Here is a 22,896-nt window from a genome sequence, read left to right on the forward strand (position 1 = left end):
GAAGCATGACTATTTGACCAATTGATGTCGACACTACACGATAGCCAATAAAAAAGGGCGTTAATCGCCCCTATATTTTTGCACAGCAACCTAAAATCCACTGTGCAAAAAGGCCCACCTATCTGTGAGCCCTCTTAGAAACTTGGTAGCGGGAGCTGGATTTGAACCAACGACCTTCGGGTTATGAGCCCGACGAGCTACCAGACTGCTCCATCCCGCATCAACGTGCAAATATTATATACATTCATTGAAAAAAGTCAATCTTTCAACCAATGCTCCAATTTGACTTTGCAACTCAAATTGAAAATGGTAGCGGGAGCTGGATTTGAACCAACGACCTTCGGGTTATGAGCCCGACGAGCTACCAGACTGCTCCATCCCGCATCAACACACACTTTGTGTGGCAAAAAGTTTGCACCAAGATTTTTAACATCTTAGCCTGTTGTGTGTCTCACAAACAGTGCAACTTTTCTGGTGAAGCGAACTATAGAGAGTTAAACCCACCCTGTCAACCAATGATTCCGATTATTCAGCTTTACACTCACCAAACGCCCAATTATCGAACAACACCGCACAATTTACACTCAAAATCGAGATTTTCCATCTGACGAGCACACATTTTCTTGGTGTTAAGGATGTTGAGGGCTATTTCGGGTTTTGATTTATTTTGATGTGTAATTCTTAAGATCAGATCCCGTTACACGGCGCATCATCTTCTGATCAGCACCTAACAAGAAATTAGGGTTATATTTTTAATTTACACAAACAAAAAAAGGTATCTTATAAAAGATACCTTTTTTTAATCTCAGGATGTTCGCATTCAATGCGACTCCTTCAACTGCTGCATACACCAATCATCAAATGACTTGAAGATTGGTGCGGAAGGGGGGACTTGAACCCCCACGCCCGAAAGCACTACCACCTCAAGGTAGCGTGTCTACCAATTCCACCACCACCGCAGCTTGTGGCAGGAATTCTAGTCGCTTCTTACACAAAAATAAAGAGCAATTTTCAATTATTGACTCGACTTAGGTGCATTTGGCGAAGTTTCAGGCGTTGTTGCAGGAGCTGAGTTCGTTGTTTGTACAGATTTTAAGCTATAAGCATCTGTAGTTTGTTTTTTCGCAAAGACGGCCAAGCTTAAACTGGTCACAAAAAACAATGCCGTTAAGATTGCCGTCACGCGGGTCAGGAAGTTACCTGAACCTGAAGCACCAAATACGGTTGCAGCACCGCCGCCACCAAAAGATGCACCGGCATCAGCGCCTTTACCGTGTTGAATCAATACGAGACCAATAATCATAACGGCCAAGATGATATGTACAACCAACACAAATGTATGCATGCTGACCTCCTATTGTTGTGTTTGGGCAAATGCCTGAGCGATTTGATAAAATGATTCGGCATTGAGGGAAGCCCCGCCAACCAAAGCGCCATTGATATCAGCGCAGGCCGCCAACTCTACTGCATTCTCGGGTTTAACACTACCACCATAAAGTAACGCAATTTGTGCGCCTGCTGGGGTAATCTGACATAAACCTTCACGAATTTTGGCATGAATGGCTTGCGCATCTTCTGGTGATGCCGTCCGCCCTGTTCCAATTGCCCAAATTGGCTCGTATGCAATCACGATTTGCGACTGCCATTGCTCGGCACTGACCACAGAGGCGATATCACAGATTTGCTGCAACACCACTTGCTCAGCCTGCCCTTGCTCACGCTGTTCAAGGCTTTCACCGACGCAATAAATCACCGTCATACCTGCTTGTAAGGCATGCGTCATTTTTTGTTTTAAAATTTCAACCTGGTCACCGAGCAGTTCGCGACGCTCAGAATGCCCGATCAAAACATACTGAATCTGACTGTCGGTAAGTAAATCTGCACTGACCTCGCCAGTATAGGCGCCTGTGCCTGCAAATCGTGAGACGTCTTGGGCAACGGTTGCCACTGCACGGTTCGCACTGGCCAGCTCGCTTTGAATACGCGTCAAGGCGATTGAGATTGGCGCCACACCAATATGACAGTGCTGCTCAGAAATTGGCTGTTGCTTTAATAAATCTTTAAATTGTTGTACAAGTTGAATGGCAGTAGATTGTTGAGGATTCATTTTCCAATTGCCGACAACCCAAGGAATAATAGTCGAGCCCGACATATTGCTAACCTTTCTTCAAAAATGCAGCTCATTCTACACGGATTTTAAGCGAAATTAGAACGATTTCTTTTACATCGCATGTGTAAAGCGATCGACCTTTTTGCACCATAATTGTTGGATACAAGACAATTCAACAATTCCCAGTAACAAAATAGACGCGTTGATGTATGGAAAGCTGGCTGTACAGGGTGGTATTTTTTCTGTGGCGCCGTATAATTTTCTATATACAAATTATAATGATATCAATGTTACAAGGCAGTCCCATGTCATTAGTTACCGCATCACCTAAATTTTCAGGATTCATTCGGCGCCTTGTCGAAGAAGGTCATATTGATGCACACGACATGCAAATGGCTCAAGAGAGCGCAAAAAAAAACAAGCAAGATATTGTTCCTTATTTGATCGACCATTATGCCATTACCCCGATCACCATTGCTGAAACCATCTCGGTCGAGTTTGGCGAACCGCTATTTGATCTGGATGTTTTTGATCCTGCGCTGATTCTCAAAGATCGTATCGATGAAAAGCTGATTCGCAAGTATCGTGTAATGCCGTTGGTTCATCGTGGGCATGTGCTCTATGTCGCGACCTGCAATCCGACCAATCTTGAAGCGATGGATGCCATCCGTTTTAACAGCAAACTCAAAGTCGAACCGATTATTGTAGAACACGATAAGCTTGAGCGACTGTTAAACGAATATTTCCCCGAAGATAGCCGTTTTAACTTTGACACCGAAGATTTTGATCTGGATCTGGAGGTGAATTCCCCCACTTCAGATGACGACGACGATGACGAAATCAGTAAAGATGAAGCCCCGGTGGTCAAATACATCAATAAATTACTGATTGATGCTATTCGTATGAATGCATCAGACTTACATTTTGAACCTTATGAAAAAATGTATCGGGTCCGTTATCGGGTCGATGGTGTACTTCGTTTAATTGCAACACCACCCTTACAACTGGCTACCCGACTGGCCTCGCGTTTGAAAGTGATGTCTCAAATGGATATTTCGGAAAAGCGTGTTCCGCAAGATGGTCGTATTAAACTGAAACTGTCGAAAACCAAAACCATCGATTTTCGGGTCAACTCCCTACCGACCCTATTTGGTGAAAAGATTGTACTGCGGATTCTGGATCCTGCGAGCGCGATGCTGGGTATCGATGCACTGGGCTACGAGCCTGAGCAAAAAGCATTGTTTACCGAAGCGCTGAATCGACCACAAGGCATGCTGCTGATTACCGGCCCTACAGGCTCGGGGAAAACCGTATCGATGTATACCGGCTTAAATATTCTCAATACCGAACATGCCAATATTTCTACCGCCGAAGATCCAGTCGAGATTAATCTTGAAGGTATTAATCAGGTCAATGTAAATCCCAAAGTCGGCCTGACCTTTGCTGCGGCATTACGCTCTTTTTTACGTCAAGACCCTGATATCATTATGGTGGGGGAAATTCGTGATTTAGAAACCGCAGAGATTGCCATTAAAGCGGCTCAAACCGGTCACTTGGTGATGTCGACACTGCATACCAATAACGCTGCCGAAACACTTACACGCCTGAGAAGCATGGGGGTGGCGACCTTTAATATCGCCACCTCGGTCAATCTGGTGATTGCGCAGCGCCTTGCCAGACGCCTGTGTAATCAGTGTAAACGGCGTATCGACGTGCCACGTGCCAGTTTACTCGAAATGGGATTTACCGAAACCGATTTAGATGCTCCAGACTTTCAGATCTATGAACCGGTGGGGTGTAAAGAATGTCGGGAGGGCTACAAAGGACGTGTGGGCATTTATGAAGTCATGAAAATTACACCAGAAATCTCAAGAATTATTATGCAAGACGGCAATGCACTTGAAATTGCAGCAGCCGCTGAACAGCTTGGATTTAGCAACTTACGCCGTTCTGGCTTAAAAAAAGTGATGCAGGGGGTCACATCGTTACAGGAAGTCAATCGTGTGACGAATGAAGAATAACGGGGCAAAGCAAGGATCATCTGATGGCAGCAAAAAAAGTACAAACAGTGCCCACTTTCGCGTATGAAGGTGTTGATCGTAAGGGGATCAAACTTAAAGGGGAGCTTTCTGCCCGTAATATGGCATTGGCCAAAGTCACCTTGCGTAAACAAGGCATTACCATTCGAACCATTCGTGAAAAGCGCCGCAACCTGCTTGAAGGACTATTTAAGAAAAGAGTTAAACCGCTCGATATCACGATTTTTACTCGCCAGTTGGCAACCATGATGAAAGCAGGTGTGCCGCTGGTTCAGGCCTTTGAAATTGTCGCTGAAGGCTTGGATAATCCTGCCATGCGCGAGGTGGTACTCGGACTCAAAACAGATGTCGAAGGAGGCAATACTTTTGCTGGTGCGCTGCGTAAATATCCGCAGCACTTCGACAATCTGTTTTGCTCCCTAATTGAGTCGGGTGAACAATCGGGTTCGCTTGAAACCATGCTAGAGCGAGTTGCGGTATATAAAGAAAAAAGTGAAGTATTGAAGCAAAAAATCAAAAAAGCCATGAAGTATCCGGCTATGGTGATTGTGGTCGCGATCGTGGTGACCATCATTTTGATGGTGAAAGTGGTTCCGGTATTTAAAGATTTATTTACCTCATTTGGCGCAGACTTGCCAGCCTTTACCCAGATGGTGGTGAACATGTCCAACTGGATGCAGTCTTACTGGATATTGCTCATTTTCATTATCGGTGCGGTGATTGCTGGCTTTTTAGAGGCACGTAAACGCAGCAAAACTTTTCGTGATCGTCTAGATCAACTCGTGCTTCGTTTGCCGATTGTGGGTGATCTGGTCTATAAAGCCATTATTGCCCGTTATAGCCGTACCCTTGCCACCACTTTTGCAGCGGGTGTTCCGCTGATTGATGCGCTGGCATCTACTGCAGGTGCAACCAATAACAGTATTTATGAACGTGCTGTGCTTAAAATTCGTGACGATGTGTCTACAGGCCAGCAGCTTCATTTTGCCATGCGCGTGTCGAATCGTTTCCCCACGATGGCCATTCAAATGGTGGCCATTGGTGAAGAATCCGGGGCACTAGATGAAATGCTGGACAAAGTTGCGAATTATTATGAAAGTGAAGTCGATCACGCAGTAGACGGTCTTACATCGATGATGGAACCCTTGATTATGGCAATTCTGGGCATTTTAGTGGGTGGTCTGGTGATTGCGATGTATCTTCCGATTTTCCAAATGGGTTCAGTGGTGTAATGTCTGATATCTTCTCGTATTTTATTACCAATTCGACTGCGCTTTATCTCGCGATTGGTATCTTAAGCCTGTGTATTGGCAGCTTTTTAAATGTGGTGATCTACCGCACACCCAAAATGATGGAGCAGGAATGGACACAAGAATGCCAGTTGTTGCTGCATCCAGAACAGGCCGTGATTGAAACCGAAAAGCTCAGTCTAAGTTCACCTGCATCTTCATGTCCGCATTGTCGTGCGCCAATTCGCTGGTATCACAATATTCCAGTGCTAAGCTGGCTGGCTTTACGCGGGAAATGTCATGCGTGTGACCACCCGATTACAATCCGCTACCCCGCCATTGAATTGCTTACGCTGTTAACCTCACTGACCGTGCTGATGGTTTTGGGGCCAACGCTTAAAATGTTGTTTGGGCTAGTGCTCACTTGGATGTTAATTGCGCTGACCTTTATCGACTTTGATACTCAGCTTTTACCAGATCGCTATACCCTCACCCTTGCAGGATTAGGCTTGGCCATCAATAGCGCGCATGTGTATGTTTCTCCCAATGAGGCCATCTGGGGCTATGTCATCGGCTTTTTGTGCTTATGGGTGGTGTATTACCTGTTTAAACTGCTCACCAAAAAAGAAGGCATGGGATACGGCGATTTCAAACTACTGGCAGCGCTGGGAGCTTGGATGGGGCCGCTGATGCTGCCGCTGATTGTGCTGTTATCGTCGTTTGTGGGGGCGATTATTGGTGTTGTACTTTTGCGTATTCGCAAGCAAAATCAGCCTTTTGCATTTGGTCCCTTTATTGCGATTGCGGGCTGGATTGCCTTTTTATGGGGAGATGCAATTATGCGGGTATATCTAGGAGGATGAGCATGCCGTACATCGTTGGGCTTACAGGTGGAATCGGAAGTGGTAAATCGGCTGCCAGCCAATGGTTTGAACATCAAGACATTGATGTGGTCGATGCCGATGTGGTCGCACGTGAAGTTGTTCAACCGGGACAACCCGCACTGGAAAAAATTGCACAGCACTTTGGTGACTGGGTTTTGCAGGTAGACGGTCAACTGGATCGTCGCGCCTTACGTGACTATATTTTTCAGCATCCGGAGGCACGCCAACAGCTCGAAGCCATTACCCACCCTATCATCCGACAATCGATTTTGTCGCAATTGCAACAAGCACAGAGTGCGTATGTGATTCTGGTTTCGCCGTTATTGTTTGAAACCGGTCAAGATCGAATGACCCATCGCAATCTGCTGGTCGATGTGAGCGAAGCCACCCAACTGAAAAGAGCCAGCCAACGCGATGCGCAATCGACCGAACAGATCCAGAAAATTATAGCCACACAAATGCCGCGTTCTGAAAAATTAAAACGCGCAGATGATGTGGTACACAATGAAGGCACGCTCGATGAGCTGTATCAGCAATTGATGCGTTTACACACCGATTATTTAACACGCTCGCCTGATTGATTTTTCTGCTTTTCAAGCTCTCGGGTGAGTGTGTCTTTCAAGCGCCAGCGCCACGGCTGCAACGCGCCTATTCCCATTCCAATTAGACCAAACAAAAGCGATAGACTCAGCGGCTCATGAAGTAAGGGAACAGCAATCAATGCCGCCAAAAATGGCGCCAAGTTGACGATACTGCCCGCTTTAAACGCACCTAAACGTTCGATCGCGGCAATATAGGTCAGTGTGGCTAAAATCACCACAAATACGCCATGGAACAGCCCCTGCACCACTAAGTGAAGCGGCTCAACCTGATCAAAATGTTTGGGCAGAAACAACGCATAAACGGGTAAATAAAATAATGTCGACCAGATGGCTACGCTGGTCATGGCATGCCATGCGCTCAGCTTCCATTGCTTGAGCAAGATGGTAAAAACTCCCCACCACATTGCGCTACATACAAAAAGCACATCACCAACGCCAAAACCACTATGATTTTGGCGAAGCATCAATACGCTCATCAGGCCAATTGAAGCCAGAATAATGCAAAAGCTCAGCCATGTATGGCGGTCAAAGGGCTGCCCGAACAGCACAAAGGCTGCAATGGCTGTCCATAACGGCATGGTGCCATTTAAAAAAATCGCGGCATGTGCGGCGGGTGCATACAAAAACGCACTATAAACCGTCAGGCAATAGCCCACACCGCCAATCAGCGCCAAAATCATGGCTTTGGGCTGCCATAAAAAGGCCCAGTCTTTTTTGTAGATCAGTATAGGCACCAACAGACAAAAGGCGATTGCAAAACGCATTGCCACAATGTCCCAGGCACTGATATGCCACTGGGCATTGAGTCGAGAAAAAATCGTGAAGCCACCCCAAATACACATGGTAATGGCCACATAACCGTACCCTTGTAATCTGGGTGACATGGCAATCTTTAACCTTTGACAATGCCGAATTCAACGCTTAAACCAAACGTTGACGGCAGGCCTCATAGAGCGCCATTCCTGTGGCAACACTCACGTTTAAACTTTGAAGATTTCCCGACATTGGGATATACACGGTTTGGTCACATTGCGACTGCGTGATCGGACGTAAACCCGTATCTTCAGCCCCCATCACAATGGCAACGTTTCCAGAAAAATCACACTCTTGTAAAGGTAATGCTTTTTCATCCAGCATAGTGCCCACAACTTTGACAAAGAATTGCGCTTTAATGTGCGCCAATGTACGTGCCAAATTGGTGACCTGAATAAACTTCACTTTTTCTGCGCCACCAGCAGCGACTTTACGTGCAGTGGGTGTGAGTCCGGCAGAACGGTCACGCGGGACAATCACCGCCACCACGCCCATCGCCGCCGCCGTACGGATACATGCACCAAGGTTATGCGGATCGGTGACCTGATCGAGAGCCAAAATCAAGGCATTGTCTTGCTGCTCGAGCAATTGATCTAAGTCTTTTTCATTTAACACCGGATGTGGGCGTACCGCAGCCACCACGCCTTGATGAAACGGCAAACCAGCCAGTTTTTCCAAGCTGTCACGGCTGGCTTTTTGTACACTAATCCCAAATGGTTCGGCCAGCTCTAAAATTTTTTGCAAGCGCTGATCATCTCGGCCTTTGAGTGTAAACAGGGTCAAAACCCGCTCAGGCTCCAACTCCAACAATGACTCCACCGAATGAACGCCATAATAATATTCTGGTTTAGCCATGGTGACCCTCTAAAAGCACAGATAAAAAAATAAAATCCTGTAAAGCCAGCTTCACAGGATTTTTTAACGCGACCATTTTAACTGATTTAACAGCCGATGAGTTAGCCTTCTAAATGACAAACGTAATCTAATACGTCGTCAGTTTCGATTTTAAATAGGCTATTTCCAGGCACATAAAACGATTGTCCGGCACGGAACAATTCACTTTCAGTATTATCGGCAATTTTTACGCGACATTCGCCAGAGATAATTTCCATACGCTCAGGAACATGGGTTTCAAATGTCAGTGGCTGTTCAGTCGGTAATATCACACCTAATGTTTTTTTTGTACCGTCTTCAAACTGAACGGTGTGACTGATGCATAAACCACCAAAATATACATTTGATTTTTTAATCACACTCACGTGATCAAATTGAGTAGAACTCATGCGTACGTCTCCAAAAAATGTCGCATTTATATGAGGTAATGACAGATGTAGTTTAATTGTGGCGAAATAACTAATCAATCAGTTTTAAACAGGATAAATCTGCAAATTCCATGCCTTTACACGGATCTGCGCCGCATATAATTCTGGCAAATGTAGATCGATTGATCCAGATTCATCCACCGTGGCGCGGTACTGACACACAATTTGCTTTTTATTGTTGTATAAAATCCATTGAATTTGGCGGGCCATTGAATCAGGCACAGTTACGTTGACCACTGCACTCGATTCATTCATTCCCACATGCGCGTGTCGGGTCAGTGTTACTGGCGTATCTTGCTTTTGATCGCCTGGAAATGCTTCGGCAGAAGGGTCAAATCCATATCGATCATGAGTCATGACACTCTGACATAAGGTTGGCCAGATACAATAACGTAAAAAATGCTGATCCATGACCCGCGTATTTAGATAACGTCCGGAATAAATATAATCGCTAATCAAAGCTTCAACCTGATGAAAAACGCCTGTACATCCACCCCACATCCCCGCCAAGATTAATTCGGTGTGCGAATAGTAATCTCGCATAACATGAAACCAGCGGTCGCTGTCCAGCCATTGCTGAACGGCTGCAACCTCTCGTGGTGAAATCAGTGAATCGGCATCGCGGATTAAGAAGCGTTTAACTTGCGGATCATCCATCACCAAAAAGCGCCAGAACAATCCTGAAATCTGAGCCTGAGTCTCGGTCACTTTAATGAGCTGTGCACCATGCTGGCTTAATCGCTGCAAAATGGGCGTCGGCACTGAATCATCGACATAAAAGCGGCAGCGCCAATTTGGATAGAGTTCTTTGGCTCGAATAACATTTAACACTGCGGTTTCACAATAACGCGGATGATCTCCAAATAATGAAAATGAAATAATATTCTGGTTAGGATTTTCTGCCAGAAAGCGTTCGGGTGCTGCTTGTGGCAGTGTCAATTTTGGTTCTTGGCTTGCCTGTTGCTGTTTACGCTCAATGGCAAGACGGCCAAAGTGCTGCATGTCTTGCGCGCGATTAAGCGCAAAACAGACTTCACAAAGTCCGTCATAAATATTGGGATCGACAGATCCGTTGCTTAACGTAATGGCGTGCTGATAATGCGCATAAGCATCTAAATAACGCTTTAACTGAAGTTCTGTGTAGGCCAAATCCATGTAGGCCACCGGATGCTGAGGCACAAGATCAATCACCTGCCGTACCAGCTCATAAGCCTGCTGATAATCTGCTGCCGCACTTGCACGACGAAATTGTGCCGATAGTGCTGCAAGCTGTTGATTGAGCTGCGCCAATTTTTTTGGCGATTGCGCGCTTTTTTGTACAGGTTTAGGTAAGGGAAGACGTATTTTCATTTTCTGACTGACAAATCTTGCTATTCTTATAATGGACTTAGAATAACGAATCTCTTGTGACAAGTCCAAAAGTTCACTATCTTAAACATCTTAAACAAAAAACTCTTGGCGCCTTGGATGCGTTTATGCTGACACATTTAACTCTTATCAATTTTGCTTTGGCCGATCACCTTGCCTTGGATATTGAACACGGATTTAACGTTCTGACCGGGGAAACAGGGGCTGGAAAATCATTGCTTTTAGATGCCTTATCAGCAAGTTTGGGCGAGCGTACCGACACCAATTACGTGCGCTATGGGGCTGAAAAAGCCGATATCACCGCAACTTTCAGTTATCGCGAACACAGCGCAGAGGCCGAATGGCTCAAAGAGCATGAACTCGATGATGACTCCGGTGAAATTCATTTGCGTCGCGTCATTTTCGCCACTGGCCGGAGCAAAGCTTGGATTAACGGCCGCCCGAGCAGCTTGTCTGAACTACGTGAGTTGGGGCGCTTGCTGGTACAACTGTATAGTCAGCATAGTCAGCAACAATTACTTGAACCGCCCTATCCCAAACACTGGCTCGATCGTTACTACAACTTTTACACGCCCGCACATGCAGTAAAACAGGCCTACAATGACTGGCAAAATACTATTCGTCAGCATCAAGCGGCACTAGATGCACAGGCCACCCGCCAGCAGCGCATCGCCACACTGGAATTACAAATTGAAGAACTTGAAGACATAGTCGCAATCGACTACAAAGAGCTTGAACAAGAATTTGATCGACTGAGTCATCATGAACATATCATGCAAGATTGTGGCTATGGTCTAAATTTACTCGATGAGGCTGAGCCGAATATTACTCAGGAATTGGCCTCGTTACTGCGTCGGCTTGAGTCACATGCTGGTCGTAGTGAGCAGTTGTCTGAAATTTATAATTCATTGCTCAATGCACAAAGTGAAATCGACGATGCCACGGCCAATTTACGCCAGTTTATCGACCGCCAAAGCTTCGATCCAGAACGTATGGAAGAACTCAACAGTACCTTGGAAGTCTTTCATCGTCTGGCCCGTAAATATCGCACACAGCCTGAACAGCTCAAACAGGATTATGCACAATGGCAACTTGAGCTAGATCAATTACATCAACTTGAAGACCCTGAAACACTGGCCGAGCAAGTCGACATTGCCCATCAGGAATTCTTGGAAAAAGCTGAATATCTGGATCAGATCCGTCGTGAAGCCGCGCAACCGCTGGCCAAACAGCTGACCGAGCAAGTGAAACCTTTAGCCTTGCCGGAGGCACATTTCGAATTTAAGTTTGAACCGCTGGAGCAACCGTCTGCCGAGGGCTTAAGCTTCATTCAACTACTCTTTACAGCAAATAAAGGGATTCCACCCCAACCGCTTGCGCGTGTGGCATCAGGCGGCGAGTTGTCGCGCATCGCCTTGGTGATGCAAGTGATGAATGCGGAGAAAACCGAAGCCGAAGTCTTGGTGTTTGATGAGATTGACGTGGGTATTAGCGGTGGCACAGCCGAAGTGGTCGGACGGCTACTGGCCGATCTGGCGCAGCATGTGCAGTTACTGTGTATCACCCATCAGGCTCAAGTGGCGGCTCAATCCGATCAACATCTGCTGGTCAAGAAACAACAAACCGATCCCGCCAGCAGCACCATCATCGAACTCGATGAACAACAACGCGTTCTTGAACTGGCCCGAATGTCTGGCGGTGTAGAAATTAATGAAACCACGTTACAGCACGCCAGACAGTTAAGACAGCTTAAATTCCAGCATGCCTAGAGATTTGGTCATAGAAATAAATCATGGAAAATGATTGGCGAAATCCATTTACTCTTGTATGTTGATAAGAAGAATCTATCTTTCAAAGCGACCGATTTAAAGGAGAAGCGTCTAGGTGACCAAACAATATTTGACACACCGTTGTCTGATTGCCCCTCCAGAAATGGCCGATGATTTTTTCGCAAATACCGTGATTTATCTGGCACGTCATGATGGTGATGGTGCTCAGGGCCTGATCATCAACCGGCCGTCGGGCATTCAGGTTCGTGAGTTACTCAATGATCTGGATATCGATGCCGATCACGTACAGCCGCATGAAGTTTTGCAAGGTGGGCCATTGCGCCCGGAGGCTGGTTTCGTGTTACATACCGGTCAACCCGTATGGCACTCCTCCATTGCAGTAGGCGAAAACCTATGCATTACCACCAGTAAAGATATTTTAGACGCGATTGCGCATAACGAAGGGGTTGGCCGCTATCAAATTGCGCTGGGTTATGCCAGCTGGACAAAAAACCAGCTTGAAGACGAGATCTCTCGTGGCGACTGGCTGGTCTGCGACGCCGATATGGATCTGATTTTTAACTTACCTTATGACGAACGTTGGGACGCTGCGTATAAAAAACTCGGCGTCGATCGGAACTGGTTATCATCCGAGATTGGTCATGCCTGAGATTTCTACACACAGCATGATTATGGCATTCGATTTTGGCACTCAAAAAATGGGAATTGCCATTGGCCAGGCGGCCATCGAAAGTAGCACGCCTTTGGCCCTCTTTCCCATGAAAGACGGCATTCCCAACTGGGAGCAACTGCTTAAAATCGTTCAGGAGTGGAAACCCACATTATTTTTGGTGGGCTTGCCACTGAATATGGATGATAGTGAGTCGGAGCTTTCAGCACGCGCACGTAAGTTTGCCAGACGCTTACGCCATCAAACCAATATCACCACATGGATGGTCGATGAACGTTTAACCACGCGTGAAGCACGCGATGAACTCGATCATTACCACAGTCAGGGGCGCGCCAAAGGGGTGGCGGCCGATAGTCTGGCTGCGGGACTCTTAATTCAAAGCTGGTATCGCAACCCGACAGGTATCACACCTTAATACTGAGGCTCCACATTTTGAGGAGCCTTTTTTTAAGACTTACTTCTGCTGTTCAGACTCGACAATACTGACTGTCGCAGTTCGTCCTGCCACAAATGCCAATGGATTGTGAGGCGCTTCATCGAGTACGATTTTGACCGGTACACGCTGTGCCAGACGGACCCAAGTAAAAGTCGGATTGACATTCGCCAGCAAGGTTGAACTGGTCGAACGCTCACGATCTTCAATGCCCGATGCAATCCCCTGAACATGACCTTTGATTTTTTGATCATCTCCCATCAACTGGATCACGGCTTTGTCGCCCACATGAATGTGATTGAGTTTGGTTTCTTCGAAATATCCCACCACGTAGAGCTGCTTACGGTCGACCAAGGCGGCTACTGCGTCCCCCGTCTTAACGTAATTTCCCACCTGTAAATCGAAGTTAGACAAGGTACCATCTGCTGGTGCCACCACCTGTGAGCGATTCAGATTGAGCTGCGCCAGATTTAAATTACTTTGCGCCACATCAATCAACGATTTTTGTTCAGTGATAGTGGCTTCGGCCTGTTCAATGGATGCTTGCATCTGGGCAATCTCGGCACGTGACTGATCACGTGTGGCATAGACCTGATCTTGTTCCTGCTTGGAAATTGCACCATCGAGCAAACTTGAATAACGCGCTGCATTTTTTTCGGCTAAAGCCATATTGGCTTGAGTCTTGGCCAAATTGGCCTTTGCAGCAATCAGGTTGGCTTGTGACTGTGCCAGCCCGGCTTTGGCCTTGGCCAAATCTGATCGTGCCTGTTCAACATCGAGTTGCTGACGCGCCACATCGATTTTAAATAGCACCTGCCCTTTCTTGACGCTCTGGTTATCGTGCACCAAGACTTCAGTGACCAGTCCTGATACATCTGAAGACACCTGAACCACATCGCCACGCACTCGCCCGTCACGTGTCCATGGCGAGGCATTATAGTAATTCCACAAATGCACAATCACAAAAACCGCGACAATCACCATGATCAGTGTGACCACGGGTCGAACGAATTTGCGTAAATCTACCTTACTCATTGCGTTGTTCCAATTTCACTTAGTAACGATGCTGTCATCGACCAAACTGCCAAAGAAAAATCCAGTGCATGCCCATCAACAGGATGATGTATAAACACAGGTTAAACACACCGGGAAATCCAATCCAGCCTGCTGCAATGAGGCGGTCGGTTCCACGCGTTACGATTTTAAAGACGATAAAGGCACAAATGGCCTGAATCAGAAAGCTCGGAAAGTACACCCCGTATGCATTAAACTCACCCATTGCTTTCCCCTTTAAACATCAGCGCGGCTGGTTTATTCTGCTGCGCATGAAAAATACTGCTGCGGATGTTGTTCATACTCACTTCAATACGCTGTTTTAAGCTGAGGTTCGGCTCATTTACCAATACCATTTCAATCTGTTGTATTTGTGCCAGTAATTTCTCTTGCAAAGCCTGTGGTGTTTCTAATTGTTTTTCCTGCTCTTTAAAGCCACGATCGAGTAACTGTTGAAAACGAAATAACGCCCGTTTTAACTCGGTAGAGCCTGTATCACCATGCAGCACCTCAGCAATACGGCTCAAATTCACCACAGCGCTGGCTTCAATCAGCGCACGATTCATCGCCTGCTTCAGCTCATCAGACTGCACCATTTTGGTATTTAAAATACCAATGCGATCAAGCATGCTGCGTAAATGAACCCGAAAGCGAACCCCATAAGGTAAATATAAAGCTTCGCGCATTGCTTTATAATGTAACGCCAAAATGCGTGTGGCACTGGTCTCGGGAGACATCGCACGAATAAACTGGATCGCTAAAATGGAAATAATCGGCCCCATCACGCCTGCCATGGCCGTGTCCATGAGCACTACCGCATTGGTTGCATAATGATTTTGCAAATTCAAGCTCATCACAAAGTTGATCAGCATCGGCAGTGCCAATCCCATCAATGCAGGCTGCGGAAACATCGACAGCAAATAAATGGCCATCGGTGCCAGTACAAAGGCCAGTTGCCAAAATTCTTTCACTTCCGGCATGATGATAAAGGCATAAAACACCGTTAACACAGCCGATAAGATCGATCCTTTAATAAATAGCTTAAGCGCAGGCACAGGATTATCGAGCGTCGATAAAATACAGGCACTCACCGCTGTGAGCTGCGCCATCATATAACCGGCATGCCAGCCGCTATAAATCCAGAGCAAAAACGAGGCGGCCGTTGCAATACCTGCTGCAATCGAGCTGCGCACAGCAATCCCGTGATCACGATGTAAACTTGGATACTGTGTCGTGAGTGCTGCAATCCGATCCGGAATGCGTTTATCGCCCCGCTGGATACGCGTCCAGAGGAGTTTGATGGTCATGACATTTTGAATAAAATGACGCACATCCATTTGAAAAGCCTGCAACATCACCCGTTGCGAAGGATGAATCAGCTCGAATAAATGCTGAAAATCTGTTGTAAATTCGGCAGGTAAATGATCTAGCTGATCGTCTTGGATATCCTGCTGCTCACGCAAAAAGCGAACCACATGCGTATGCAGTTGCGGCAAAACCTGACGATAACGTAGATCCAGCTCATCCATTTGTGCGATACGCTCAGACATCGAGACCAGATTGGCCACAATCATGGTGATCTGGTGTAACAGCTCTTGCAACGGTTTGGTCATGCCTCGCAATTCGCCTCGTTCATAGGCCAAATGTACAGCCAAGCCATGAATATCGGAGGTATCACGTGCTACACCTGCCAGCAATTGCGTGTACTGACTGCTATGCTGTTCATCTGTCAAAATACGTTCGAATGCTTCGCGGGTATCGTCTAAAGTTTTTTGTACTCGGCGTTGCAGTTGTGTGCCCAGATGCGCTGGAAAAATTGTGGCAGAAACGACAGCACTACAAATCACCGCCACCGAAATTTCCAGAACACGGCTTAAAGCCATATCAAAAACGCTATAAGTATCAATACTGTTGATCGAGCTACAGGCCACCATGGCGGTGGTGTATCCGGCCAGCATAAATACGTAGCTTCGCGGTGTACGATCGAGCAGGGAAATATACAAACACAGTGCAATCCAGAGCGACAACACGAAGGTAAACAGAATCGGCATATCGATCATATGCGGTGTGAGAAAGATCGCGACCGCACCACCAGCGACCGTACCCAATAAACGATACAGCGCTTTGGACGACACCATACCCGCATAAGGCTGTGCAATGATAATGACGGTGCCCGCGGCCCACATCGGATAAGTCAAATCCAGTGAAAAGGCAATATAGAGCGCGAGCATCATGGCGATAAAGGTTTTGACGGCAAAAATCAAATCCATTCGACTGGGCCGAAACGCCAAGATCTGTTTCCAAAGCATGAATATATCTCTACATCAGACACAGCGGTGCTCAACAACCCCACCACATGGCCTAGATCGAAAACGATAACGATGACTACAAATGTTTTACTATTGTTCTGACGAATCAAAATAATATTCAACATTTTTTAAAGGCGGTTGACCGCCTAATCTGGAGCAGGAAGATCCAGACCTTTAGATTCTTTCAGGGAAGAAGAAAGAGAAGAAAAACGCAAAAACCGACAATCAGAAATTTCTTGATTCGATATTTTGGTTCAAATATTGTTTCAAAAAAAACATAATACGTCAACAAAATATCTTATTATGATAATTAATATATTTTTATTGCACTTTTTTAGTTCAATTTTGGATAATTTAATCCTCTCAGTGAAATATCGCTGCAAGATGATAGGCAATTTGTTATAAAGAATCTTCGGTTCGTTTCCTCAGTATGATTTAGTGAAGTAGTTCATCATGGCGCTTTCAAGTTTTGGTAAGATATTGACAGTTCTCGACTTATTTTCGGTTCATCGTCCCGTCATTAATGTCGATACGATTTGTGATGAGCTGGGCTTGTCAAAACCGACGGGTTATCGCTATTTAAAGGAGTTGGTGTCGAGCGAAATCTTACAGCGCATCAGTGGTACTTCAGGTGACTATACGCTGGGCCCTAAAATTGCGGTCATGGATTATATTTCTCGTACCACCGACCCAATTGTACAAATCAGCAGCCCATTTATGCGCGAAATTGCCGAACGAACCGAACTGTGCTGCTTACTGACCCACCTGAACCGTGATTATTGTATCGATGTCCATCACGAAGTGTTTCGAAACGCCGACTTATTGTCTTATGGTCGTGGCTGTCCACGCCCGGTCTATATGGGGTCTTCACCTAAAGTCATTATGGCGCAGCTCAGTAAACGCCAGATTCAAGATTACTATCAGCGCTTTTCTAGCCAGTTGGCCGATGTCGATTTTGCCCATGACGAAGAAGGCTTCTTACAGCGCATGAAAAAAATCAAAAAAGATGGCTATTATATTTCTCACGGCGAGCTCAATCCGTTGGTAACCGGGCTTTCAGTTCCGATCAAATTTGCCAACAGCAAAGAATCGCCCATGGCACTGACCTTGGTGGCCTCCAAAAATCGCTTTGAATTTATCAATATCGAAAAACTGATTGAAATTTTGCAAACTAACGCCGTTCAAATTGAGCAGAAATTTTTGGCTTTGTCTCAAATTGAACACCCCTAAGCGACTGTCATCATCTACAGTGATCTAACCCTTTAAAGCAGAAATTGGCGAAAGGTCAGGTTGATTCGTGGCTGTATAACTTTTTGTGATTTCATGAGCGCATGTTGCCAGTGCTGCTGAGTTTGCCCCCGCATCACGATCAATTGCCCCGATTGCAAATGCAACTCGACTTTTTCCTTGCTCTGCATATGCCGGAAACAAAATTTCCGTGTTGCACCAAAACTCAGTGATGCAATGGTGGTTTCTTTGGCCAGCGACATATCGCCATCACTGTGCCATGCCATTCCCTGTGTGCCTTCTTCATAACGATTGGCCAAGCACGAATTAAAGCGCTCTGACAGCAACTGCTCAAGGCGATGCTTGAGTTTTAGGAGTTCAGGGTCCCAAGTCAATGCATCTCGAATCACGCCCGAGTAGCTATAGCGATAGTGTCGATCGCCATACCACGCCACTTGTCTTGCGGTCACAAAGTGCTTTCCATACAGCTTGGCTTCATCATGACGCCAGTGTAAGTGCTGTAACAAATACTGAAAATAAGCGTCGGCTTCATCAGGGCTAAAAATACACCCGTAGTCTTGTACATCACCATCGTAAGGCAATATATTCTGCCGCGGCTCAGGAGCGAATAAATCCAAGGTCATGTGTCATCTCACCATTGCAAGCTCTGTAGATAGCAATGCTAATTTACGTGATGTGTGCCAGTGGTACTCCCCGACAACGCCCGACGCGCGAATCACCCGATGGCAGGGAATCAGATAAGCAATTGGATTTTTGGCAATTGCACTGGCCACGGCCCGAACGGCCGAAGGTTGTCCCATATGTTCAGCCACTTGCTGATAGCTGTAAAGTTGCCCTGCTGGAATCTTCAGGAGCGCTTCCCATACTTTCAGCTGAAAAGGCGTACCACGTAAACGCAGCGGAATTTTCTGAGACAGGCTCACGCTTAAATCACCACAAATCCACTGTGCGATTTGTGTGTGCCAGTGGCGCGAATGGGCTTGAAAACGCGCGTATGGATATTGCTGTGCCAAGGTTGTGAGTGGACACGTTGATTGCTCATTAAGTACAAACTGAACAGAACAAACACCACGCGCACTACTGGCAATAAAAATATCGCCAAAGGGCGTCGCCTCATAAGAGTAATCAATCTCGATGTTATGACCTAGTTGCTTAAACTCTCCTGGAGATACACCTTCAAGATGCACAAATAAATCATGCAGGCGACCAGTACCGGATAATCCAGTCTCTAGGGCAGTTTCGAGCACCGAATGCTGTTGTAAGAGCAAGGCTTTGGCATGTTGTACACTGATGTACTGAATAAATTTTTTGGGGCTAATGCCAACCCATGCCTGAAACTGGCGCTGCAAATAACTGCTACTCCAGCCAACCTGAGCGGCAGCCTCTTCAAGGCTGGGCTGTTGTGATGCATGGCTATATAAATACGCAATCACCTCGGCAATCACCGTAAACTGCGCTGTCGATAAAGTTTTCATCGCACTCTTCTCCTGCTCTTGAATTACTTTATCCCAGCTTAGTGCAAGCAATCGACCCGATTCTTGCACTTGGCCATAAAAAAACCTTTCACGAAGAAAGGTCTTTAATTTAAGGCTGTTTCAGATACGGCCATGCGGCACGCAGATAAATAAACATCGACCATAAAGTCAGGATAACCGCGGTATAAAGCAAGGCATACGCCAGTAAATCTAGTGGCTTCCAGTTGAGCAGAAATACACTGATCGCAATCATTTGAAACGCTGTTTTATATTTCCCTACCGTCGACACTGCAACATTGGTTCTGGCGCCTAGCTCGGCCATCCATTCACGTAGCGCCGATACGGTAATCTCTCTGGAAATGATGACAATCGCTGCAAAGGCCATAGAAATGGTAGGTTGCCATTGCACCAGAACAATCAGCGCCGATGCCACCATGAGCTTGTCTGCCACCGGATCCAGAAAACGACCAAACGCCGAAGTCTGATTCAGCGCGCGCGCCAAATAGCCGTCGAACCAGTCGGTCACTGCCGCCAAAATAAAAATCGCGGTTAGCACGATATGCCGTAAAAAACTCCCCTCATGAAAATTCACCCCAATGGCTGGTGGCCAATAGGCCAACATCAAAAATACCGGGATTAGGGCGATTCGAGCAAGTGTTAAAATATTTGGGATATTCAGGATTCGACCTGTTGTCATAGACACCGCCTGTGAGGCCCCTCATTAGATCATGCCAATATGGCAAATTAAGGTTTCATGCATGTTTAACTACCGCCAACTTTATACGAAATGTGTCACAGTGTCGACTACGCAAAGACAGTAACGGTCTGTCTAGATATCGCAATTAACCGATTTTGTGCATCCCACAAGTGCGCATATTCGGTGGCATAACCAAACGCGGCGTGCTGCGTCACCACTTTATATTTAAACCAGTCATGTAAAGCATATTCAATCGGGCGAACAAAACTTAAGTGCCAGGTCAGCGAGCTGGCCGGTGCAATTTGCTGAAACATCGGCAATACCCCTGGTGGCCAGATATCCATTAAAATCAATAAGTCGGCCACATTAAATGCACGTTCAGCATGTAGCTCAGGGTCAAATCGGCACCATCCACCAAAATCGGGCAGTTTATTGCTAATCGGATAATGCCCTTCGGCCCAGCGTAAATCAAACTGCTGATAGCATTCGGGCATTAAGGGCACGTAAGGCATTCGTGAGAGTTGCGCTGGCAACAAATAATCGGGAGCTTCTGGTAACTGATGCACCACAATTTCAGACGAACGCGGCTCGCCAAAACTTGCCAGCAAAATACTTTGAACCGCACCTGCCTGCCACAGTCGTACTTCAATGGTCGTGACCGACTTTCCCTTACGCAAGATCTCGGCAGTTAACTGTGCCGCACCCTCCTTCACTGGCCCGACGAAGGTTACACTGCAACTTAAAACTTGTTGATGTGGATTGGCAACCACATCCAGTGCATTTTGCATTAATAGACCGGCAACCAGTCCACCGTAGACGGTACGTCCCTGCGACCAGCCCGATGAAATCTGAATATCCTTGCGGTGATTCACTTGTGGTGATGCATCGTTTAGCAACATAAGTTCACTCTTGTTTTTTCTTCGCTGCTATTGTGACCGATTTTAAACAAACTAAAATGGGAGATGACCCAAGAGTCACTGATGCTTTTGGTCAATTTACTCGTGCAAAATCTTATAAATGGTACGGGCCATAGATGGACCCAGCCCCGGAACCAAGGTGAGTTCTTTTTCAGAGGCCTTGAGTACACCCTGAATGCCGCCAAAATGCGTGAGCAAATCACGACGGCGCTTCGGCCCTAAGCCCGGAATAGCTTCAAGTACCGACGATGCGCGTCGCTTATCACGTTTGGCGCGATGGCGCGTAATCGCAAAGCGGTGCGCTTCATCACGCACCTGCTGAATCAAATGCAGTGCTTTATGGTCTTCTGGAAGTTGAATTTTGCTGCCATCGGTAAAATGCAGGGTTTCCAGACCAGGTTTACGCCCCTCGCCTTTTGAAACGCCAATCATAAAAGCATCTAGCCCCAACTGCTGCATCACTTCCATGGCCATATGTAACTGTCCCTTCCCCCCATCAATCAGCAATAAATCGGGCAACAAATTCTTTTTATAGCGCCGCGTGAGCGCCTGACGCATGGCCGCATAGTCATCACCAGCGGTAATATCTTCAATGGAAAACTGACGATAATCGCGTTTACGTGCACCGCCTTGATCGAAAACCACACATGAGGCAATCGTCGCTTCGCCCATGGTATGGCTAATATCAAAACATTCAATCCGATCGATCGGACGCCCAACCACCTGTTCAAGCTGATAAAAGCGCTCATTTAGCTCTAAATGATTACTGAGCTGGCCTTTAATGGCATGCTGCACATTCATCACAGCCAGTTCTTGCCATTCAGCTCGGGTTTCACGCACCTTGTGCTTGATCTGGATTTTCTTACCAAATTCGGTCTGAAATGCCTGCTCTAGCTCTTTTTTATCCGGCAACTCCATATTCACAATTAATTCTACCGGAATTTCATCGGCCACCTGAAAGTAAAAGTTGGCCATAAAATCACTGAGCATTTGTCCCAGATCATCACTGAGCATATCCGGAAAATAACTTTTTCCACCAAGCATGCGTCCATTGCGGACGTGCATGATTTGCACACAGGTCACGCCAGCCTGAAAGGCAATCGCCAAAATATCGGCCTCACCTTTAATTTTAAACACCGCCTGCTGTGCCTGTACTTCACGCAGCAACCCCAGTCGATCGCGATAAAATACTGCCTTTTCAAACGCCAGTTGCTCGGCTGCCTCCTCCATTTTGGCAATCAGTTCCTGATTCAGCTCTTTGGTATCGCCTTGTAAAAACCGAATCGAGTTTTCGACATCTTGTTTATAGTCTTCTGGTGAAATCAGCCCCACACACGGTGCCGAACATCGCTTGATCTGATATTGCAAACACGGCCGTTTACGCTGTGCAAAATAGCTATTTTCGCACTGACGTACATTAAATAGTTTTTGTAACACCAGTAATGTATCGCGGGCACTATAGGCACTCGGGTAAGGCCCGAAAAACTTGCCGATTTGATGCTTGCCTTTGCCACGACCACTGGCAATCCGCGGATACGGTTTGTCGCTCGAAACAAAAATGTACACATAGGATTTATCGTCGCGCAGCATGATATTGTAAGGCGGACGATGCTGTTTAATCAGGTTTTGTTCAAGCAGAAGCGCTTCGGTTTCCGAACGCGTGACCAAAGTCTCGATATCATAGATACGCGCCACCAATGCCTGCGTTTTGGGGTGCTCAATGGTTTTGACAAAATAGCTGGAGACACGGTTTTTCAGATTTTTAGCTTTACCCACGTAAAGCAGTTCGCCGTCTTTACCCAACATGCGATACACCCCAGGCAATTGGGTCATGTTGGCGAGCAGTTTTTCAATATGTGGACGCGCGTTTGAATTCACAATCATGGTCTTAGCTAAAGGTCAGACTGTTAATGTGACGGTTCCATACGCTGTTTTCA

The 22,896-nt window shown here is 46.4% G+C and carries 22 protein-coding genes and 3 tRNA genes; 8 read left to right on the forward strand and 17 right to left on the reverse strand.

The features are described 5' to 3' along the window. Positions 1 to 143 precede the first annotated feature (143 nt). From KCV09_RS10160 to tpiA, 5 genes are all read right to left on the reverse strand, one after another. A tRNA-Met gene (locus KCV09_RS10160) sits at positions 144 to 220 on the reverse strand. 87 nt (positions 221 to 307) lie between these two features. Beyond that, positions 308 to 384 (reverse strand) — tRNA-Met (locus KCV09_RS10165). A 490-nt stretch (positions 385 to 874) separates the two neighbouring features. Then, positions 875 to 959, reverse strand: a tRNA-Leu gene (locus tag KCV09_RS10170). A 56-nt stretch (positions 960 to 1,015) separates the two neighbouring features. Then, positions 1,016 to 1,345: a preprotein translocase subunit SecG gene (secG, locus tag KCV09_RS10175; RefSeq protein WP_004932477.1), complete on the reverse strand. Its 330-nt coding sequence runs from the start codon at positions 1,343 to 1,345 to the stop codon at positions 1,016 to 1,018. A 9-nt stretch (positions 1,346 to 1,354) separates the two neighbouring features. Continuing rightward, on the reverse strand, positions 1,355 to 2,152 hold the full coding sequence (tpiA, locus tag KCV09_RS10180) for a triose-phosphate isomerase (protein ID WP_004932474.1): 798 nt from the start codon (positions 2,150 to 2,152) through the stop codon (positions 1,355 to 1,357). Between the two features lie 263 nt (positions 2,153 to 2,415). On the opposite strand from tpiA, the gene pilB reads away from it, so the two are divergent. Genes pilB through coaE form a run of 4 tightly spaced genes read left to right on the forward strand, consistent with a single transcriptional unit; the run spans position 2,416 to position 6,843 of the window. Beyond that, a complete protein-coding gene (pilB, locus tag KCV09_RS10185; protein ID WP_119689887.1) occupies positions 2,416 to 4,131 on the forward strand; it encodes a type IV-A pilus assembly ATPase PilB in 1,716 nt (571 codons plus the stop codon). A 23-nt stretch (positions 4,132 to 4,154) separates the two neighbouring features. Then, entirely contained in the window at positions 4,155 to 5,381 is a 1,227-nt protein-coding gene (locus tag KCV09_RS10190; RefSeq protein ID WP_004943990.1) for a type II secretion system F family protein, read from the forward strand. Next, positions 5,381 to 6,241 (forward strand): prepilin peptidase, encoded by an 861-nt coding sequence (locus KCV09_RS10195; protein WP_151814992.1) that lies wholly within the window; start codon positions 5,381 to 5,383, stop codon positions 6,239 to 6,241. The genes KCV09_RS10190 and KCV09_RS10195 overlap by 1 nt, the downstream gene beginning before the upstream one ends. 2 nt (positions 6,242 to 6,243) lie before the next feature. Then, positions 6,244 to 6,843 carry a dephospho-CoA kinase gene (gene coaE / locus KCV09_RS10200; RefSeq protein ID WP_151814991.1) on the forward strand — a complete coding sequence of 200 codons (600 nt, stop codon included), beginning with the start codon at positions 6,244 to 6,246 and terminating at the stop codon, positions 6,841 to 6,843. Here the strand turns inward: coaE and KCV09_RS10205 are convergent. The 4 genes from KCV09_RS10205 to KCV09_RS10220 form a co-directional block, all read right to left on the reverse strand. Then, the gene (locus KCV09_RS10205; RefSeq protein WP_025095298.1) at positions 6,819 to 7,748 is read right to left on the reverse strand and encodes a DMT family transporter; all 930 of its coding nucleotides are present in this window, start codon (positions 7,746 to 7,748) and stop codon (positions 6,819 to 6,821) included. The two genes, coaE and KCV09_RS10205, sit on opposite strands and share 25 nt — an antisense overlap. Before the next feature lie 37 nt (positions 7,749 to 7,785). Beyond that, positions 7,786 to 8,532: a 23S rRNA (guanosine(2251)-2'-O)-methyltransferase RlmB gene (gene rlmB / locus KCV09_RS10210; RefSeq protein ID WP_004943999.1), complete on the reverse strand. Its 747-nt coding sequence runs from the start codon at positions 8,530 to 8,532 to the stop codon at positions 7,786 to 7,788. 101 nt (positions 8,533 to 8,633) lie between these two features. Beyond that, on the reverse strand, positions 8,634 to 8,960 hold the full coding sequence (gene ppnP, locus KCV09_RS10215; protein WP_004932453.1) for a pyrimidine/purine nucleoside phosphorylase: 327 nt from the start codon (positions 8,958 to 8,960) through the stop codon (positions 8,634 to 8,636). Between the two features lie 84 nt (positions 8,961 to 9,044). Further along, on the reverse strand, positions 9,045 to 10,349 hold the full coding sequence (locus KCV09_RS10220) for a tetratricopeptide repeat protein (protein ID WP_151814990.1): 1,305 nt from the start codon (positions 10,347 to 10,349) through the stop codon (positions 9,045 to 9,047). Between the two features lie 125 nt (positions 10,350 to 10,474). Here KCV09_RS10220 and recN point away from each other — a divergent pair, with 125 nt between their 5' ends. From recN to ruvX, 3 genes are all read left to right on the forward strand, one after another. Next, entirely contained in the window at positions 10,475 to 12,136 is a 1,662-nt protein-coding gene (gene recN / locus KCV09_RS10225) for a DNA repair protein RecN (protein ID WP_004944003.1), read from the forward strand. A gap of 115 nt (positions 12,137 to 12,251) precedes the next feature. Further along, on the forward strand, positions 12,252 to 12,806 hold the full coding sequence (locus tag KCV09_RS10230; RefSeq protein ID WP_004932445.1) for a YqgE/AlgH family protein: 555 nt from the start codon (positions 12,252 to 12,254) through the stop codon (positions 12,804 to 12,806). Continuing rightward, complete coding sequence (gene ruvX, locus KCV09_RS10235) at positions 12,799 to 13,242, forward strand: Holliday junction resolvase RuvX (protein WP_004932443.1); 444 nt, start codon at positions 12,799 to 12,801, stop codon at positions 13,240 to 13,242. Before KCV09_RS10230 ends, ruvX begins: the two co-directional genes overlap by 8 nt. Before the next feature lie 39 nt (positions 13,243 to 13,281). Here the strand turns inward: ruvX and KCV09_RS10240 are convergent, their stop codons facing one another. Genes KCV09_RS10240 through KCV09_RS10250 form a run of 3 tightly spaced genes read right to left on the reverse strand, consistent with a single transcriptional unit; the run spans position 13,282 to position 16,622 of the window. After that, a complete protein-coding gene (locus KCV09_RS10240) occupies positions 13,282 to 14,295 on the reverse strand; it encodes an HlyD family secretion protein (protein WP_025095293.1) in 1,014 nt (337 codons plus the stop codon). 34 nt (positions 14,296 to 14,329) lie between these two features. Then, positions 14,330 to 14,539 (reverse strand): DUF1656 domain-containing protein, encoded by a 210-nt coding sequence (locus tag KCV09_RS10245; protein ID WP_004932438.1) that lies wholly within the window; start codon positions 14,537 to 14,539, stop codon positions 14,330 to 14,332. Beyond that, positions 14,532 to 16,622, reverse strand: coding sequence for an FUSC family protein (locus KCV09_RS10250; RefSeq protein WP_151814989.1), 2,091 nt, complete (start codon positions 16,620 to 16,622; stop codon positions 14,532 to 14,534). Before KCV09_RS10250 ends, KCV09_RS10245 begins: the two co-directional genes overlap by 8 nt. 453 nt (positions 16,623 to 17,075) lie before the next feature. On the opposite strand from KCV09_RS10250, the gene KCV09_RS10255 reads away from it, so the two are divergent. Beyond that, a complete protein-coding gene (locus KCV09_RS10255; protein ID WP_004932434.1) occupies positions 17,076 to 17,852 on the forward strand; it encodes an IclR family transcriptional regulator in 777 nt (258 codons plus the stop codon). Between the two features lie 32 nt (positions 17,853 to 17,884). Here the strand turns inward: KCV09_RS10255 and KCV09_RS10260 are convergent, their stop codons facing one another. The 5 genes from KCV09_RS10260 to uvrC all read right to left on the reverse strand — a co-directional run bounded on the left by KCV09_RS10260 (position 17,885) and on the right by uvrC (position 22,837). After that, on the reverse strand, positions 17,885 to 18,493 hold the full coding sequence (locus KCV09_RS10260; RefSeq protein WP_004932431.1) for an alpha-ketoglutarate-dependent dioxygenase AlkB family protein: 609 nt from the start codon (positions 18,491 to 18,493) through the stop codon (positions 17,885 to 17,887). 3 nt (positions 18,494 to 18,496) lie between these two features. After that, on the reverse strand, positions 18,497 to 19,345 hold the full coding sequence (locus KCV09_RS10265) for a bifunctional transcriptional activator/DNA repair enzyme AdaA (protein ID WP_151819972.1): 849 nt from the start codon (positions 19,343 to 19,345) through the stop codon (positions 18,497 to 18,499). A 109-nt stretch (positions 19,346 to 19,454) separates the two neighbouring features. Beyond that, positions 19,455 to 20,042, reverse strand: coding sequence for a CDP-diacylglycerol--glycerol-3-phosphate 3-phosphatidyltransferase (pgsA, locus tag KCV09_RS10270; RefSeq protein WP_004932427.1), 588 nt, complete (start codon positions 20,040 to 20,042; stop codon positions 19,455 to 19,457). A 107-nt stretch (positions 20,043 to 20,149) separates the two neighbouring features. After that, a complete protein-coding gene (locus KCV09_RS10275; protein WP_004932425.1) occupies positions 20,150 to 20,941 on the reverse strand; it encodes a thioesterase family protein in 792 nt (263 codons plus the stop codon). Positions 20,942 to 21,037: 96 nt separating this feature from the next. Then, the gene (uvrC, locus tag KCV09_RS10280; protein ID WP_034435207.1) at positions 21,038 to 22,837 is read right to left on the reverse strand and encodes an excinuclease ABC subunit UvrC; all 1,800 of its coding nucleotides are present in this window, start codon (positions 22,835 to 22,837) and stop codon (positions 21,038 to 21,040) included. Between the last annotated feature and the right edge of the window lie 59 nt (positions 22,838 to 22,896).

The organism is Acinetobacter soli, assembly GCF_018139125.1.
Classification (GTDB): domain Bacteria; phylum Pseudomonadota; class Gammaproteobacteria; order Pseudomonadales; family Moraxellaceae; genus Acinetobacter; species Acinetobacter soli.

Coding starts and splice junctions, on each gene's coding strand:
- pgsA (WP_004932427.1), bottom strand. CDS start 20,042: ATGACAACAGGTCGAATCCTGAATATCCCAAATATTTTAACACTTGCT.
- secG (WP_004932477.1), bottom strand. CDS start 1,345: ATGCATACATTTGTGTTGGTTGTACATATCATCTTGGCCGTTATGATT.
- pilB (WP_119689887.1), top strand. CDS start 2,416: ATGTCATTAGTTACCGCATCACCTAAATTTTCAGGATTCATTCGGCGC.
- KCV09_RS10245 (WP_004932438.1), bottom strand. CDS start 14,539: ATGGGTGAGTTTAATGCATACGGGGTGTACTTTCCGAGCTTTCTGATT.
- KCV09_RS10255 (WP_004932434.1), top strand. CDS start 17,076: ATGGCGCTTTCAAGTTTTGGTAAGATATTGACAGTTCTCGACTTATTT.
- ppnP (WP_004932453.1), bottom strand. CDS start 8,960: ATGAGTTCTACTCAATTTGATCACGTGAGTGTGATTAAAAAATCAAAT.
- KCV09_RS10260 (WP_004932431.1), bottom strand. CDS start 18,493: ATGACCTTGGATTTATTCGCTCCTGAGCCGCGGCAGAATATATTGCCT.
- tpiA (WP_004932474.1), bottom strand. CDS start 2,152: ATGTCGGGCTCGACTATTATTCCTTGGGTTGTCGGCAATTGGAAAATG.
- KCV09_RS10275 (WP_004932425.1), bottom strand. CDS start 20,941: ATGTTGCTAAACGATGCATCACCACAAGTGAATCACCGCAAGGATATT.
- coaE (WP_151814991.1), top strand. CDS start 6,244: ATGCCGTACATCGTTGGGCTTACAGGTGGAATCGGAAGTGGTAAATCG.
- ruvX (WP_004932443.1), top strand. CDS start 12,799: ATGCCTGAGATTTCTACACACAGCATGATTATGGCATTCGATTTTGGC.
- KCV09_RS10205 (WP_025095298.1), bottom strand. CDS start 7,748: ATGTCACCCAGATTACAAGGGTACGGTTATGTGGCCATTACCATGTGT.
- KCV09_RS10250 (WP_151814989.1), bottom strand. CDS start 16,622: ATGCTTTGGAAACAGATCTTGGCGTTTCGGCCCAGTCGAATGGATTTG.
- KCV09_RS10265 (WP_151819972.1), bottom strand. CDS start 19,345: ATGAAAACTTTATCGACAGCGCAGTTTACGGTGATTGCCGAGGTGATT.
- KCV09_RS10240 (WP_025095293.1), bottom strand. CDS start 14,295: ATGAGTAAGGTAGATTTACGCAAATTCGTTCGACCCGTGGTCACACTG.
- KCV09_RS10220 (WP_151814990.1), bottom strand. CDS start 10,349: ATGAAAATACGTCTTCCCTTACCTAAACCTGTACAAAAAAGCGCGCAA.
- KCV09_RS10195 (WP_151814992.1), top strand. CDS start 5,381: ATGTCTGATATCTTCTCGTATTTTATTACCAATTCGACTGCGCTTTAT.
- KCV09_RS10190 (WP_004943990.1), top strand. CDS start 4,155: ATGGCAGCAAAAAAAGTACAAACAGTGCCCACTTTCGCGTATGAAGGT.
- recN (WP_004944003.1), top strand. CDS start 10,475: ATGCTGACACATTTAACTCTTATCAATTTTGCTTTGGCCGATCACCTT.
- rlmB (WP_004943999.1), bottom strand. CDS start 8,532: ATGGCTAAACCAGAATATTATTATGGCGTTCATTCGGTGGAGTCATTG.